The 15,344-nt window shown below is 57.2% G+C and carries 18 protein-coding genes; all 18 read left to right on the forward strand.

Going from position 1 to position 15,344, the window contains the following annotated elements; genetic code table 11:
* Positions 1–114 precede the first annotated feature (114 nt).
* The 18 genes from ACFQUU_RS12025 (at position 115) to hisA (ending at position 15,342) form a co-directional block, all read left to right on the forward strand.
* Positions 115–1,578 (forward strand): glutamate synthase subunit beta, encoded by a 1,464-nt coding sequence (locus ACFQUU_RS12025; protein WP_382247317.1) that lies wholly within the window; start codon positions 115–117, stop codon positions 1,576–1,578.
* A gap of 153 nt (positions 1,579–1,731) precedes the next feature.
* On the forward strand, positions 1,732–2,535 hold the full coding sequence (locus tag ACFQUU_RS12030) for an ABC transporter ATP-binding protein (protein WP_382247319.1): 804 nt from the start codon (positions 1,732–1,734) through the stop codon (positions 2,533–2,535).
* Positions 2,532–3,311, forward strand: a complete 780-nt coding sequence (gene mlaE, locus ACFQUU_RS12035) for a lipid asymmetry maintenance ABC transporter permease subunit MlaE (RefSeq protein ID WP_382247321.1) — start codon at positions 2,532–2,534, stop codon at positions 3,309–3,311. Before ACFQUU_RS12030 ends, mlaE begins: the two co-directional genes overlap by 4 nt.
* A 107-nt stretch (positions 3,312–3,418) precedes the next feature.
* Complete coding sequence (gene mlaD, locus ACFQUU_RS12040; RefSeq protein ID WP_382247323.1) at positions 3,419–3,892, forward strand: outer membrane lipid asymmetry maintenance protein MlaD; 474 nt, start codon at positions 3,419–3,421, stop codon at positions 3,890–3,892.
* Complete coding sequence (locus tag ACFQUU_RS12045) at positions 3,892–4,791, forward strand: VacJ family lipoprotein (protein WP_382247325.1); 900 nt, start codon at positions 3,892–3,894, stop codon at positions 4,789–4,791. Before mlaD ends, ACFQUU_RS12045 begins: the two co-directional genes overlap by 1 nt.
* A gap of 98 nt (positions 4,792–4,889) precedes the next feature.
* Positions 4,890–5,537, forward strand: a complete 648-nt coding sequence (locus ACFQUU_RS12050; RefSeq protein WP_382247327.1) for a phospholipid-binding protein MlaC — start codon at positions 4,890–4,892, stop codon at positions 5,535–5,537.
* Positions 5,538–5,551: 14 nt separating this feature from the next.
* A complete protein-coding gene (locus tag ACFQUU_RS12055) occupies positions 5,552–5,851 on the forward strand; it encodes a lipid asymmetry maintenance protein MlaB (protein ID WP_382247329.1) in 300 nt (99 codons plus the stop codon).
* A gap of 124 nt (positions 5,852–5,975) precedes the next feature.
* Complete coding sequence (locus ACFQUU_RS12060; protein ID WP_382247331.1) at positions 5,976–6,887, forward strand: ABC transporter ATP-binding protein; 912 nt, start codon at positions 5,976–5,978, stop codon at positions 6,885–6,887.
* The gene (locus ACFQUU_RS12065; RefSeq protein WP_382247333.1) at positions 6,887–7,642 is read left to right on the forward strand and encodes an ABC transporter permease; all 756 of its coding nucleotides are present in this window, start codon (positions 6,887–6,889) and stop codon (positions 7,640–7,642) included. Before ACFQUU_RS12060 ends, ACFQUU_RS12065 begins: the two co-directional genes overlap by 1 nt.
* Positions 7,643–7,814: 172 nt before the next feature.
* Positions 7,815–8,051, forward strand: coding sequence for a BolA family protein (locus ACFQUU_RS12070; protein ID WP_057289796.1), 237 nt, complete (start codon positions 7,815–7,817; stop codon positions 8,049–8,051).
* Entirely contained in the window at positions 8,051–9,301 is a 1,251-nt protein-coding gene (murA, locus tag ACFQUU_RS12075; protein WP_382247335.1) for a UDP-N-acetylglucosamine 1-carboxyvinyltransferase, read from the forward strand. Before ACFQUU_RS12070 ends, murA begins: the two co-directional genes overlap by 1 nt.
* Positions 9,302–9,952, forward strand: a complete 651-nt coding sequence (hisG, locus tag ACFQUU_RS12080; protein ID WP_382247337.1) for an ATP phosphoribosyltransferase — start codon at positions 9,302–9,304, stop codon at positions 9,950–9,952.
* Between the two features lie 5 nt (positions 9,953–9,957).
* Entirely contained in the window at positions 9,958–11,271 is a 1,314-nt protein-coding gene (hisD, locus tag ACFQUU_RS12085; RefSeq protein WP_382247339.1) for a histidinol dehydrogenase, read from the forward strand.
* Positions 11,219–12,085, forward strand: coding sequence for a DNA-methyltransferase (locus tag ACFQUU_RS12090; RefSeq protein WP_382247341.1), 867 nt, complete (start codon positions 11,219–11,221; stop codon positions 12,083–12,085). Before hisD ends, ACFQUU_RS12090 begins: the two co-directional genes overlap by 53 nt.
* A gap of 10 nt (positions 12,086–12,095) precedes the next feature.
* Positions 12,096–13,184: a histidinol-phosphate transaminase gene (hisC, locus tag ACFQUU_RS12095; protein ID WP_382247343.1), complete on the forward strand. Its 1,089-nt coding sequence runs from the start codon at positions 12,096–12,098 to the stop codon at positions 13,182–13,184.
* Between the two features lie 37 nt (positions 13,185–13,221).
* Positions 13,222–13,812 (forward strand): imidazoleglycerol-phosphate dehydratase HisB, encoded by a 591-nt coding sequence (gene hisB / locus ACFQUU_RS12100; protein WP_382247345.1) that lies wholly within the window; start codon positions 13,222–13,224, stop codon positions 13,810–13,812.
* Between the two features lie 30 nt (positions 13,813–13,842).
* A complete protein-coding gene (gene hisH / locus ACFQUU_RS12105) occupies positions 13,843–14,481 on the forward strand; it encodes an imidazole glycerol phosphate synthase subunit HisH (protein ID WP_382247347.1) in 639 nt (212 codons plus the stop codon).
* A gap of 75 nt (positions 14,482–14,556) precedes the next feature.
* Positions 14,557–15,342 carry a 1-(5-phosphoribosyl)-5-[(5-phosphoribosylamino)methylideneamino]imidazole-4-carboxamide isomerase gene (gene hisA, locus ACFQUU_RS12110; RefSeq protein ID WP_382247349.1) on the forward strand — a complete coding sequence of 262 codons (786 nt, stop codon included), beginning with the start codon at positions 14,557–14,559 and terminating at the stop codon, positions 15,340–15,342.
* Positions 15,343–15,344: the final 2 nt, after the last annotated feature.

Here is a 15,344-nt window from a genome sequence, read left to right on the forward strand (position 1 = left end):
TCAAGGGGGAGGCTAGGTGGGGGATGGGTTTGTCCATGAACGACGAAACCCATCCCCACCCCGCCCCTCCTCTTGAAAGGGAGGGGGGACAAGAAAAAATACTCAAGGAACATCATGGGAAAAGTAACCGGCTTTCTGGAATTCCAACGCTTGCAGGAAGCAAGCGAAGCACCCACCTCGCGCAAGAAGCACTACAAGGAATTTACCGTCCACCTGAGCGACGCCGATGCCAAGGTGCAGGGCGCGCGCTGCATGGACTGCGGCATCCCGTTCTGCAATAACGGCTGCCCGGTGAACAATATCATTCCCGACTGGAACGACCTGGTTTATCACGGCAACTACAAGGAAGCTCTCGATAACCTGCATTCAACCAACAACTTCCCGGAATTCACCGGTCGTATTTGTCCTGCACCTTGCGAGGCTGCCTGTACGCTCGGCATCAATAATGACCCGGTCGGCATCAAGTCGATCGAGCATTTCATTATCGACAAAGGATGGGAAAACGGCTGGGTCGTCCCTCAGATCCCGACTACCAGGACTGGCAAGAAAATCGCTGTCGTCGGCTCCGGTCCCGCAGGTTTGGCAGCGGCGCAGCAGCTTGCGCGCGTCGGCCATGACGTCACTGTCTTTGAAAAGAATGACCGCGTTGGTGGCCTGCTGCGTTATGGCATTCCCGACTTCAAGATGGAAAAGTCGCACATCGACCGTCGTGTCGAGCAGATGAAAGCCGAAGGCGTGACTTTCCGCACCGGCGTCTTCGTCGGCAAGGATTTCCCGTCCAACGTCTACAACTGGGCCAAGGAAACTGTCTCGACCGAACAGCTGAAGAAGGATTTTGACGCGATCGTGATCGCGGGCGGTGCAGAAAACCCGCGTGACTTGCCGGTACCGGGCCGCGAACTCAAGGGCGTGCATTTCGCAATGGAATTCCTGCCGTTGCAGAACAAGGTCAATGCCGGCGATAAGGTAAAGGACCAGATCATGGCGACTGGCAAGCATGTCGTCGTGATCGGCGGCGGCGATACCGGATCCGACTGCGTCGGCACTTCCAATCGCCACGGTGCCGCATCGGTGGTCCAGTTCGAATTGCTGCCGCAGCCGCCGGAAGAGGAAAACAAGCCGCTGGTCTGGCCGTACTGGCCGACCAAGTTGCGTACCTCGTCGTCGCATGAAGAAGGCTGCGACCGTGACTGGTCAGTGGCTACCAAGCGCCTCGAAGGCAAGAATGGCAAGGTTGAAAAGCTGATTGCGGCCCGCGTTGAATGGAAGGACGGCCGCATGCAGGAAGTGCCGAATTCCGAATTCGAACTGAAAGCCGACCTGGTACTGCTGGCAATGGGCTTCGTATCACCGGTGCAACAGGTGCTGGACGCTTTCGGTGTCGATAAGGACACGCGTGGCAATGCCAAGGCAAGCACCGACGGCGATGGCTGCTACAAGACCTCGGTTGACAAGGTGTTTGCCGCAGGCGACATGCGTCGCGGCCAGTCGTTGGTGGTCTGGGCCATCCGTGAAGGCCGTCAGTGCGCACGCGCTGTCGATGAATTCCTGATGGGCTCGTCGGTTCTGCCACGATAAGCTGCTTTTGTTGTAAAAAGCCCGCCCGATCGCAGGATTTGGCGGGCTTTTTGTTGCTATTTGTGTTGCTATTTAATTGACCATTGGGTTAGTTCAAAAGTACGTTTGGCATTTCTGCACTACAATCTCGTCTTTGCGTAAAAGATCTGTGTTGTGCCAAACCTTGTCGAAATCCGTGACCTTCATTTTTCCTATGGCGCCCGACCTATTTTGTCTGGACTCCAGATGGATTTCCCACGTGGCAAGGTTATTGCGGTCATGGGGGGATCTGGCTCCGGAAAAACCACTATCCTGCGCCTGATCGGCGGACAGATCACCCAGCAGAAAGGCTCGGTCACGGTTGACGGGGAGCCGGTTAATCCACGCAATACGACGGCCTTGTACGCCTTGCGCCGCAAGATGGGCATGCTGTTTCAGCATGGCGCCTTGTTTACCGATTTGTCCGTCTTTGAAAATGTCGCCTTTCCGTTGCGCGAGCATACGCGCCTGCCGGAAGAATTGATCCGCGACCTCGTGTTGCTTAAGTTGCATGCGGTTGGCTTGCGCAACGCCGCACACCTCAAACCTGCCGAGATTTCCGGCGGCATGGCACGTCGCGTTGCGCTGGCGCGCGCCGTAGCGCTGGATCCGCAGCTGATCATGTATGACGAACCGTTCGCGGGACTTGATCCCATTTCCATGGGAGTGACGGCCAACCTGATTCGGCGGTTAAATGACGCTTTGGGTTCGACATCGATTGTGGTGTCGCACGACATACATGAAACCTTCCTGATTGCGGACTACATTTACTTCTTGTCGCAAGGGAAGATCGTGGCGCACGGGACGCCGGACCAGATGCGCGCGTCCGACGATCCTTACGTCAAGCAGTTTGTGCATGCCGAAGCGGACGGACCGGTGCCTTTCCATTATCCCGGACGCTCGCTGGCCGAGGATTTCCTGCCAGGAGAGTCCCAATGATTGTGAACGCTCTGGCCGGAATCGGGCGCTGGGTGCGCGAATCGATCAGTAATGTCGGTTTTGCCGCACGATCGTTTTTTGCCGTCCTCGGCGCATCGGGTGGCGTACTGCGCCGGCCACGGCTGGTGACGGACCAGATTCATTTCATCGGTAATCATTCGCTGGTGATTATTGCCGTCTCCGGCCTCTTCGTCGGATTCGTGCTGGGCTTGCAGGGATACTACACGCTGACCCGCTACGGTTCGGAACAGGCGCTTGGATTACTGGTGGCGCTATCGCTGACGCGCGAACTTGGGCCGGTTGTGACCGCGCTGCTGTTCGCCGGCCGCGCCGGCACATCGCTGACCGCCGAGATTGGCCTGATGAAGGCCGGCGAGCAGCTCTCGGCGATGGAGATGATGGCAGTGAATCCACTGCAGCGAATAGTGGCGCCACGCTTTTGGGCAGGTGTCATTGCAATGCCGATCCTAGCAGCCATTTTCAGCGCGGTTGGCGTGTTTGGTGGCTATATCGTCGGCGTGCAGTTGATCGGCGTGGATGAAGGTGCGTTCTGGTCGCAGATGCAGGGTGGCGTCGATGTCTGGAATGACATTGCGAACGGCGTCATCAAAAGCGTGGTTTTCGGGTTTGCAGTAACGTTTGTAGCATTATTCCAGGGGTATGAAGCACAACCGACTCCGGAAGGTGTTGCCCGAGCGACAACCCGCACCGTCGTTATCGCCTCCCTGACGGTGCTGTGGCTGGACTTCCTGCTGACTGCCCTGATGTTCAATTGAAGTAGCACAAGCCCGCTACCGGCATGCTGCATCAACGTAGCATTTAAACAATTTTGCTCAAGTCGGGATCTACTTCCCGGTTTCGGGACTTATAGTAAGAGAAGAGCATGCAACGAAAATCATTGGACCTGTGGGTTGGACTGTTCGTCTTGTTAGGCGCGGCGGCGCTGGTATTCCTAGCTCTCAAGGCAGGCAATATGAGCTCGTTGTCTTTTGCGCCAACATACGCCGTGACGACCAAATTTGACAACATTGGCGGACTCAAGCCGCGCGCACCGGTGAAAAGCGCTGGCGTGGTGGTGGGCCGTGTCGCAGATATTCGCTTTGACGACAAAACTTTTCAGGCGGTCGTGACACTCAATTTGGAAAGCGGTTACAAATTTCCCAAGGACTCGTCTGCCAAAATTCTGACTTCGGGTTTGCTGGGTGAACAATATATAGGCCTTGAGCCGGGCGGCGATACCAATATTTTGGCTGCCGGCGATCGGATCAAGATGACTCAATCGGCTGTTGTGCTTGAAAATCTGATCAGTCAGTTTCTTTATAGCAAGGCGGCAGAAGGAAAGGACGGCGACAAGTAATGATGTCTGCCCTAAAACATAAAGTCAGCGTACTAGCTACAGCGGTGCTGCTTGCGGGTTGCGCTTCGACCAATAATCCTCAAGACCCGTTTGAACCGTTCAACCGGGCGATGTTCACTTTTAACGACACGATTGATCAGGCGGCAGTCAAACCGGCTGCTGAACTGTATAGCAATGTATTGCCAGAATTTGTGCAAATCGGCATCAACAATTTTTTTGGTAACCTTGGTGACGTTTGGACCGGGGTCAATAATTTCCTGCAAGGTAAGGTTGAGGATGGCTTTTCGGACGTGATGCGTGTTGCTGTCAATACCACCATGGGTTTCGGTGGACTTCTGGATATCGGTAGTGAAGCGGGGCTAACCAAGCACAACGAGGATTTCGGCCAGACTTTGGGGAAATGGGGAGTTGCATCAGGCCCTTACGTGGTATTGCCGATACTTGGTTCCTCGACGCTGCGTGATACGGTGGTACGTCCGCTAGACACTTGGGGATATCCATGGCATTACAAACGTCCGGTGCATGTACGCAATATTGGTTCCGTGACTTATGCCATCGACCAGCGTGCTGCCGTACTCGATGCTTCCAATCTGGTTGAGGAAGCTGCGCTGGACCGTTATGTATTTGTCCGTGACGCCTATATGCAACGTCGCCAGAGCAAGGTATATGATGGCGAAGTTCCGGAGTCTAAATATGAGAATGATGTCGGCCCAACTGTTGAAGACACAGCGACTACACGCTCCATTGTGAATACAGACACATCGGAACCGGCACAAAAGCCGGTTGTCAAACTGGAACAAGATGTCAAGCTGGAAACAGCCCCGGCGGCTATGGGAGCGACAGCACCCACGGCGGCGAAAGCTGCTGAAACCGCCTTGGTGACGGAGCCCAAACAATAACCTGCGCGGCAGTAGACTAATTTGCCTTGCCGCGCGTTTTCTTACTATGTGCCTGCGTGTCGCCACAACGGCACCGTCTAAACCTAATCCAGGATCGTATGAAACTGCTTAAAAAGATATTTGCCATTGCAAGCCTGACGGTCGGCGCGCTCGCGTTTGCACCGCTGGCCTCTGCCCAGGAAGCACCTGACGCGCTGATCAAGCGCATCAGTCAGGAAGTAATCGACACGGCAAAAAGTGACAAGGACATTCAGGGCGGCAACCAGAAAAAAGTGCTCGAACTGGTCGAGGCAAAAATATTGCCGCATGTCGATTTCCAGCGCATGACTGCCTTGGCAGCGGGGCGTTTCTGGCGTGAAGCGTCGCCGGAACAGCAAAAACAGCTGACCAATGAATTCCGTGCCCTGCTGGTGTATACCTACTCTGGCGCGATTTCGCAGGTTAAAGACCAGAAGCTGGAATTCAAACCTATGCGTGGCGACCCGTCTGACACTGATGTCGAAGTACGAACTCAGGTCATTCAGCCGCGCGGCGGCGACCCTATCCAGCTTAATTACCGTCTTGAAAAATCGCCGGGCGGGTGGAAAATCTATGATGTCAATGTGCTTGGCGCCTGGCTGGTGGAAACCTATAAGGGCAACTTTGCTGCCGAAATCGGCAAGGGCGGTATCGACGGCCTGATCAAGACACTGGCCGACAAGAACAAGCGCTTGGCTGCGAGTGCAGCCAAGACAGCCAAGTCCTGATTCCAGATCTCTCCATGTACCGGCCCGGATTAACTCTGACCGTCAATAATGCGCAAACCGTGCTCGAAGCCGGTTTGCGTGCCATCGCTGACGGCCAATCAGTGATTGACCTCGGCGAGCTGAACGTCGTGGATTCGGCAGCGGTCGCCACGATGCTTTCCTGGCAACGCGCAGCCAGGAAAGCAGGCAAGTCGCTTGCTTTCAGCAACCTTCCATCCAACCTGCAAAGCCTGGTGGCATTGTATGACGCTGACGGCCTCCTTTCAGTCGTATCGAGGACTACCGCCGAACGCAGCGACCTGCTGCATCATTGATCCCCACCTGACCCAGTCGCCTTCCGGCTTCCACCCCGGAAATCCAATATAATCAAGGGTTCCGCCAATGGTTTCGCTGCTCCGGCGTGCGAAACGGCCCCACTCCTGAAATGACCAAGCCGCCATGGCTGCTCTGCAAATTGTCAACGTCGAAAAACGCTACAAGTCGCTCCAGGCGCTTGGCGGCGTATCCCTTTCCATCGAAGCCGGTGAGTTTTTCGGACTGCTCGGGCCGAACGGCGCCGGTAAAACCACGCTGATTTCCATCATTGCCGGTCTGATCCGCGCTGATTCCGGCAATGTCAGCATCCATGGACATGATGTCGTCACCGACTATCGCGAAGCGCGTAAACGGCTCGGTGTCGTGCCACAGGAACTGGTGTTCGACCCATTCTTTACCGTGCGTGAAACCCTGCGCATGCAATCCGGCTATTTCGGCTTGAAAAAGAACGATGACTGGATCGACGAAGTCATGGCCAACCTCGACCTGACCAACAAGGCCGATACCAATACGCGCGCGTTGTCGGGCGGCATGAAACGCCGTGTGCTGGTCGCTCAGGCGCTGGTCCATAAGCCACCGGTCATTGTGCTCGACGAGCCGACAGCGGGCGTCGACGTCGAACTGCGCCAGACACTATGGAAGTTCATCTCGCGGCTAAACCGAGAAGGCCATACCATCGTGCTTACCACGCACTACCTCGAAGAAGCGCAGGCACTATGCAACCGTATTGCGATGCTCAAGTCTGGCAAGGTGGTGGCGCTGGACTCGACATCCGCGCTGATCCGCCGCATCTCAGGGTCGCAGCTGATCGTGCACCTGGCCAAGGGCACCTTGCCGGATGAACTCAAGCCGTTGGTCTCGCATCCGGACGAACTGATTTCCGGCCGCAAGTACACGCTGCGGGTCAATGAATATACCGATGTCGAACCTATCCTGGCGAAGCTGCGCGAGTCCGGCGCCGTCATCGACGACATGCATCTGCAGCAGGCCGACCTGGAAGATGTGTTTATCCAGATCATGGAAGGGGAAAAATAATGACCGGCTTCCAGACCCTGTTCTATAAGGAAGTGCTGCGCTTCTGGAAAGTCGCAACGCAAACGATCACGGCCCCCATCCTGACCGCCATGCTGTACCTGCTGATCTTCGGCCATGTGCTGGAAGACCATGTACAGGTCTACCCGGACGTTCGCTATACCGCTTTCCTGGTGCCTGGCCTGGTGATGATGAGCGTGCTGCAGAACTCCTTTGCCAACAGCTCATCCTCGCTGATCCAGTCCAAGATCACCGGTAACCTGGTATTTGTCCTGTTGCCGCCGCTATCGCATTGGGACTTGTTCGCCGCGTATGTATTGGCCGCCGTGGTGCGCGGGCTGGCTGTCGGCCTCGGGGTCTTCCTAGTGACCGCATGGTTCGCTGAACTCAGCTTTTTCGCGCCGTGGTGGATTGCTATTTTTGCCTTGCTTGGCGCGGGAATCCTTGGCACCATGGGCCTGATTGCCGGTATCTGGGCGGAAAAGTTCGACCAGCTGGCGGCATTCCAGAATTTCCTGATCATGCCGGCAACCTTCCTGTCCGGCGTGTTTTATTCGATCCACTCACTGCCGCCATTCTGGCAGACGGTATCGCACTTCAACCCGTTTTTTTATATGATTGACGGCTTCCGCTACGGTTTCTTTGGCCAGTCCGACATCAATCCGCTGACCAGCTTCTTCATTGTCGGCGTATTTTTCATCATGCTGGCCGGGTTTGCCATCCGCATGCTGAGGAATGGATACAAGCTGCGCCACTAACCAGAACAGAAACATCGACGTCACGCCGAAATCATCGAGGCGGCACGTGCCACCATGCTAATGCTGCTAATGCTGCTAATGCTGCTAATGCTGCTAATGCTGCTAATGCTGCTAATGCGATTGCAATTGCGATTACGCTATTACGACCGTCAAGGTCAACAAAGGTAAGACCATGCTACCCACACCCGAGCTTGTCAAAAACTACATCGCCGCCGGTCTCGACTGCACCCACCTGGAAGTCGAAGGTGACGGACAACATTTCAACGCAGTCATCGTTTCCAATGCGTTTGCCGGCAAGCGCCTGATCCAGCGTCATCAACTCGTCTATGCCGCCCTCGGCGATCGCATGCGCGAGGAAATCCACGCTTTGTCGATGAAGACACTCACTCCGGAAGAATTCCAGAAATAATGGATAAACTGCTTATTACCGGCGGCAATCGCCTGTCCGGGGACATCACGATCTCGGGCGCCAAAAACGCCGCACTGCCCATCCTGTGCGCCGGCCTGCTCACCAGCGATACCGTGCAGCTGTCCAACGTGCCGCATCTGCAGGACGTCAACACCATGCTCAAGCTGCTCAAGCAGATGGGCCTGCGCGTCGAGCAGGATGACGATCGCCTGGCGCTCAATGGCGCTGACATCAGCAGCTGCGAAGCACCTTATGAACTCGTGAAAACCATGCGTGCGTCGATCCTGGTGCTTGGTCCACTGGTGGCGCGTTTTGGCGAAGCCAGGGTGTCGCTGCCCGGAGGTTGCGCCATTGGTTCTCGCCCGGTCGACCAGCACATCAAGGGCTTGCAGGCGATGGGTGCCGAAATCACGATCGAGGCTGGTTACATCCACGCCAAGGCCAAGAAGCTGAAGGGCACGCGCATCGTCACCGACATGATTACCGTGACCGGCACCGAAAACCTGCTGATGGCCGCGACCCTGGCCGAAGGTGAAACCGTGCTGGAAAACGCGGCACGCGAGCCGGAAGTCACCGACCTGGCCAACCTGCTGGTGGCCATGGGCGCAAAGATCGAAGGCATCGGAACCGATCGCCTCGTGATCCAGGGCGTCGACAAACTGCACGGCGCTTCGCATGACGTCATTGCCGATCGTATCGAGACCGGCACCTTCCTGTGTGCGGTGGCGGCGGCCGGGGGCGATGTCACGCTTCACAAGACACGCAGCGATATTCTTGACGTCGCGCTCGACAAGCTGCGCGAAGCGGGCGCCATTCTGACCACCGGTCCCAACTGGATCCGCGTGCAGATGGCGGCGCGTCCGAAAGCGATCAGCTTCCGCACCACTGAATATCCCGGCTTCCCGACCGACATGCAGGCGCAGTTCATGGCGCTCAACTGCCTCGCCGAAGGCAGTGCGCGCGTGACCGAAACTATCTTTGAAAACCGCTTCATGCACGTGCAGGAACTCAATCGTCTTGGCGCATCGATTGATATCGACGGCCACACGGCGATTGTGCAAGGCGTCGAGAAACTGATCGGCGCGCCGGTCATGGCAACCGACTTGCGCGCGTCCGCATCGCTGGTGATCGCAGCGCTCGCAGCACAAGGCGAAACCCTGGTCGATCGTATCTATCACCTTGACCGCGGTTACGACCGCATGGAAGTCAAGCTTTCGGCCGTCGGCGCCAACATTCAGCGAGTGAAATAAATGAGCCGGCAACTGACCCTGGCGTTATCCAAAGGCCGTATCTTCGAAGAAACCCTGCCGCTGCTGAAGGCGGCCGGCATCACCGTGACCGAGGATCCGGAAAAGTCGCGCAAGCTGATCCTGCCAACCAACGATCCGGATGTGCGCGTCATCATCGTGCGCGCTTCCGACGTGCCAACCTATGTGCAATACGGCGCCGCCGACTTCGGCGTGGCCGGCAAGGATGTGCTGCTCGAGCATGGCGGCGAGGGTCTGTATCAGCCGATCGATCTCAACATCGCGAAGTGCCGGTTGTCGGTTGCCGTGCCCGCCGGCTTCGATTACGTCAGCGCGGTGCGCCAAGGGGCGCGTTTGCGTGTTGTTACCAAGTACGTAAATTGCGCACGTGAACACTTTGCGGCCAAGGGCGTCCACGTCGACCTGATTAAACTGTACGGCTCGATGGAACTCGGCCCGCTGGTCGGTCTGTCCGACGCGATCGTCGACCTTGTCAGTACCGGCAGCACGCTACGCGCCAATAACCTGGTGGAAGTCGAACACATCATGGAAATCTCGTCGCGCCTGGTGGTGAACCAGGCTGCACTCAAACTCAAACGCGAGCGCCTGCAACCCATTCTCCAAGCATTCGAAGCAGCATCGAAAGCGGTGTAACCATCATGACCATCCAGATTCGCAAACTCGATTCCACCGCACCGGATTTCAAATCGACGCTGTCGGCAGTGCTTGCCTTTGAAGCCAGCGAAGACGAAGCAATCGACCGCGCCGCCGCGCAGATTCTGGCTGACGTCAAAGCACGCGGCGATGCTGCCGTGCTGGAGTACACCAACCGTTTCGACAAGCTGGAAGCACGCACCGTCGACAGCCTGGAAATCGGCAAGGATGCGCTACGTGCCGCGCTTAACAGCCTCGAACCGCAACGGCGTGTCGCGCTGCAGACTGCTGCCACGCGCGTACGCGATTATCATGAGCGGCAAAAGAAAGAGACCGGCAGCGACGGTTTCACCTACACCGAAGCTGATGGTACGGTGCTGGGACAAAAGGTAACACCGCTCGACCGCGTCGGCATCTACGTCCCGGGCGGCAAGGCGGCCTATCCGTCTTCCGTGCTGATGAACGCGATTCCGGCCAAGGTCGCTGGTGTGCAGGAAGTCATCATGGTGGTGCCGACACCTAATGGCGTACAGAATGAACTGGTGCTGGCCGCCGCTGCCATTGCCGGCGTCGATCGCATATTCACAATCGGCGGAGCCCAGGCGGTCGGCGCACTGGCCTATGGCACCGCGACGATTCCCCAGGTCGACAAGATCGTGGGGCCCGGCAATGCCTATGTCGCCGCCGCCAAGCGACGCGTATTCGGTATCGTTGGGATCGACATGATCGCCGGACCATCGGAAATTCTGGTCATTTGCGATGGCAGCACCGATCCGGACTGGGTGGCCATGGACTTGTTCTCGCAAGCCGAGCATGATGAGCTCGCGCAATCCATTTTGCTGTGCCCGGACGCAGACTACATCGCCAAAGTCGAAGCCAGCATCAACAGGCAGCTCGACGCGATGCCGCGCAAGGAAGTGATCCGCACCTCGCTGACCAATCGCGGCGCGCTGGTCAAGGTGCGTGATATGGACGAAGCCTGCGAGATCGCCAATCTGATCGCCGCCGAACACCTCGAGATTTCCGCCGAGAATCCGCAGCAATGGGCGGACAAGGTGCGTCATGCCGGGGCCATGTTCCTGGGCCGTTTCTCATCCGAGTCGCTCGGTGACTACTGCGCCGGACCGAATCACGTGCTGCCGACCTCGCGCACCGCGCGTTTCTCGTCGCCACTCGGTGTGTATGACTTCCAGAAGCGCTCCAGCATCATCCATGTCAGCGAAGCTGGCGCGCAGACACTGGGCAAGGTCGCCGCGGAACTCGCTTATGGCGAAGGCTTGCAGGCGCACGCCGCTTCGGCAGAGTTCCGCCTCAAATGATCACGATTCGATCCGGTGCCACGCGTCTGTGGAAGGCAGCCAGGTGACGCCCTGGCTTGATCGCGTGTTTTGCGAGGATGCGCTGGCAGGCTTTGCGCGTATTCCCGACGCCAGCGTCGATCTGCTGATCGCTGATCCGCCGTATGGCCTCGGCAAGGACTATGGCAACGACTCCGACAAGCTCGATGCCGAAGCCTATCTGCACTGGACCGAGCAATGGGTGGATGCGGCATTGCCCAAGCTTAAACCCAATGGCAGCTTTTACATTTTTTTGACCTGGCGCTACTCGCCGGAAATCTTTGTGATGCTGAAAAAGCGCATGACAATGATTAATGAAATCATCTGGGATCGCCGCGTGCCGTCGATGGGCGGCAGCACCCGCCGCTTTTCTTCGGTGCACGACACGGTTGGTTTCTTCGCCAGGGCGAAGGATTACTACTTCGACCTGGACGCGGTACGTATCCCCTATGATGCCGAAACCAAGAAGGCACGCTCGCGTTCCATCTTCGTTGGCGCCAAATGGCTGGAAATGGGCTATAACCCCAAAGATGTGTGGAGTGTGTCGCGCCTGCACCGCGAGCATCGCGAGCGCGCCGACCATCCGACGCAAAAGCCGCTGGAAATCATTGAGCGCATGCTCAAGGCTTCCTGTCCGCCGGGCGGTGTGGTGCTCGATCCCTTCATGGGCAGTGGCACCACAGCGGTAGCCGCCAAGCGCTGTAATCGCCGTTTCGTTGGCTTTGAACTGAATCCCGAGTATTGTGAATTGATTGAAAACCGCCTTGCCGAGCTGGATAAACCCGAGGCTGCCTGAGAACATGACCATGTCCCTGATCGACAATATCATCCGTCCCGACGTTCGTGCACTCGCCGCTTATCATGTGCCGGACGCGACCGGCTTCGTTAAGCTCGACGCGATGGAAAACCCCTATAACTTGCCCGAGGATCTGCGCGCCGAACTCGGCCAGCGGCTTGCCGAGGTGGCGATGAACCGCTATCCGGTGCCTTCCTACGCAGCGCTCAAGAAAATGATCTGTGTCCAGCTGGGTGTGCCGGCCGGATATGACGTCGTGCTCGGCAATGGTTCCGACGAGCTGATTACACTCCTGTCCGTCGCCTGCGCCAAGCCCGGCGCCAAGGTACTGGCGCCTACGCCTGGTTTTGTGATGTATGCGATGTCGGCCAAATTTGCCGGCCTGGAGTTTATCGGCGTGCCGCTACGAGCCGACCTGTCGCTCGACAAGGCGGCCATGCTCGACGCCATTGCGCAACACAAGCCGGCAATCACCTATCTCGCCTATCCCAACAATCCGACTGGCAATTTGTTTGATGCCGACGACATGGTCGCGATTCTGCGCGCTGTCGGCGACACTGGCCTGGTGGTGGTCGATGAAGCCTATCAGCCGTTCGCGCAGGCCAGTTTCATGTCACGCCTGCCGGAATTTGCTAATCTGGTGGTCATGCGCACTGTCTCCAAGCTCGGGCTGGCCGGTATTCGCCTCGGTTACATGTCTGCAAGCGAGGACTTGCTGACAGAATTCGACAAGGTGCGTCCGCCTTACAACATCAATGTACTGACCCAGGCGGCGGCCGAATTTGTGCTGGAGCGCGTCGATGTGCTGGACGCGCAGGCGGCATCCCTGCGTGAGGAACGAACGCGCCTGGCAACGGCGCTGGGCGCATTGTCAGGCGTAGAAGTTTTCCCGTCGGCAGCAAATTTCCTGCTGGTGCGTATCAAAACAGAAAAGATTCATGCCAACGATGTGTTTTCCGCATTGTTAGACCGGAAGGTTTTGGTCAAAAATGTCGGTAAAATGCATCCATTGCTGGAAAACTGCTTGCGGATCACCGTCAGCACGCCGGAAGAGAACCAGCTATTACTCGATGCCATAACCGCATCGCTCGCTCCATAACTTTCGTACGCACACGAGTACCACACAGAACATGTCCATGTCCCGCGTTGCAGAGGTCACCCGCAATACCAACGAGACGCAGATCCGCGTCGCAATCAACATCGATGGCACCGGCCAGCAAAAGCTGAACACCGGTGTGCCGTTCCTCGACCATATGCTCGACCAGATCGCGCGTCATGGCCTGATCGACCTCGATATCGAAGCCAAGGGCGACCTGCACATCGATGCCCACCATACCGTCGAAGACGTCGGCATCACACTGGGTCAAGCGTTTGCCAAGGCAGTCGGCGACAAGAAGGGTATCCGCCGCTATGGTCATGCCTATGTGCCGCTGGATGAAGCGCTGTCGCGTGTGGTCATCGATTTTTCCGGACGTCCCGGCATTGAATTCAATGTGCCGTTCACCCGTGCGATGATCGGCGGCTTCGATGTCGACCTGACCCATGAATTCTTTCAGGGCTTCGTCAATCATGCGCTAGTTACCTTGCACATTGATAACCTGCGTGGTGTGAATGCTCACCACCAGTGCGAAACCGTATTCAAGGCATTTGGCCGCGCATTGCGCATGGCCATCGAACTGGACCCGCGTGCAGCGGGAACGATTCCCTCGACCAAGGGCAGCCTGTAACAACGCCATGCGTCGACTGACATTCCCATCATGAACAAGATTGTTGTAGTGGATTACGGCATGGGCAACCTGCGCTCGGTAGCGCAGGCACTGCGTCATGTCGCACCCGAAGCCGATGTCCGGATTTCCGGTGAACTTGCCGACATCCGGGCTGCCGATCGCCTGGTGCTACCCGGGCAGGGCGCGATGCCCGATTGCATGCGCTGTCTGCGCGAGTCAGGCCTGCAGGAGGCGGTCATTGAATCGACACGCAGCAAGCCGCTGCTCGGCGTTTGCGTCGGCGAGCAGCTGCTGTTCGACCTGAGCGAAGAGGGTAACACGCCCGGCATCGGACTGATTCCTGGCAAGGTGGTACGCTTCAGGCTGGATGGGCAGTTGCAGGAAGACGGCTCCCGTTTCAAGGTGCCACAGATGGGCTGGAACCGGGTCAGGCAGTCGATGTCCCATCCGCTGTGGAATGGCATTGCTGACAACAGTTACTTTTATTTCGTGCACAGCTATTACGCTGTGCCGGAAAATCCGGAACATACCGCAGGCGAAACGACCTATGGTGCCCCGTTTACTTGCGCAGTTGCCAAAGATAATATTTTTGCGACACAGTTTCACCCGGAGAAAAGCGCGGCCTCCGGTTTGCAGCTTTACAAGAATTTCGTGCACTGGAATCCGTGACTCCAGTGAGAAGTTGTCGTTTGCTGTTTGCGTTGCAGGAAATTTTATTAACCTCACTCCAACACTAATGTAGCCATGCTGCTCATACCTGCTATCGACCTCAAGGACGGTCATTGCGTGCGCCTGAAACAGGGCGATATGGACCAAGCCACCGTGTTTTCCGAAGATCCCGCCCAGATGGCGCGACACTGGCTGCAACAGGGCGCGCGACGACTGCATCTGGTCGACCTGAATGGCGCCTTTGCCGGCAAGCCCAAGAACGAGGCGGCGGTAAAGTCCATTATCCAGGTCGTACGCGATTTCGCACTCGAGAACGACGTCGACGAAATCCCTATTCAGCTGGGTGGCGGCATCCGCGACCTCGACACGATCGAGCGCTACCTCGATGATGGCTTGTCCTACATCATCATCGGCACCGCGGCGGTAAAGAACCCCGGCTTCCTGCATGATGCCTGCAGCGCCTTTCCCGGCCAGATCATCGTCGGTCTCGATGCCAAGGACGGCAAGGTCGCCACCGACGGCTGGAGCAAGCTGTCCGGTCATGAAGTGATCGATCTCGCGAAGAAATTCGAAGACTATGGCTGCGAAGCGATTGTCTACACCGACATCGGCCGCGATGGCATGATGGGCGGCGTCAACATCGATGCCACCGTCAAGCTGGCGCAAAGCATGACCATTCCCGTGATCGCGTCCGGCGGCGTACACAACGTCAAGGATGTCGAAGCCTTGTGCGCCGTGCAGGATGAAGGTATCGAGGGCGTGATCTGTGGCCGGTCGATCTATGAAGGCACGCTGGACCTGCGCTCCGCGCAGGAGCGTGCCGACGAACTGAGCGGCCTTGAAGAGGCGGAAGAAGAATAAGC

It is taken from the genome of Herbaspirillum sp. GCM10030257 (genome assembly GCF_042666555.1).
In the GTDB taxonomy this organism is placed as follows: Bacteria; Pseudomonadota; Gammaproteobacteria; order Burkholderiales; family Burkholderiaceae_D; genus Noviherbaspirillum.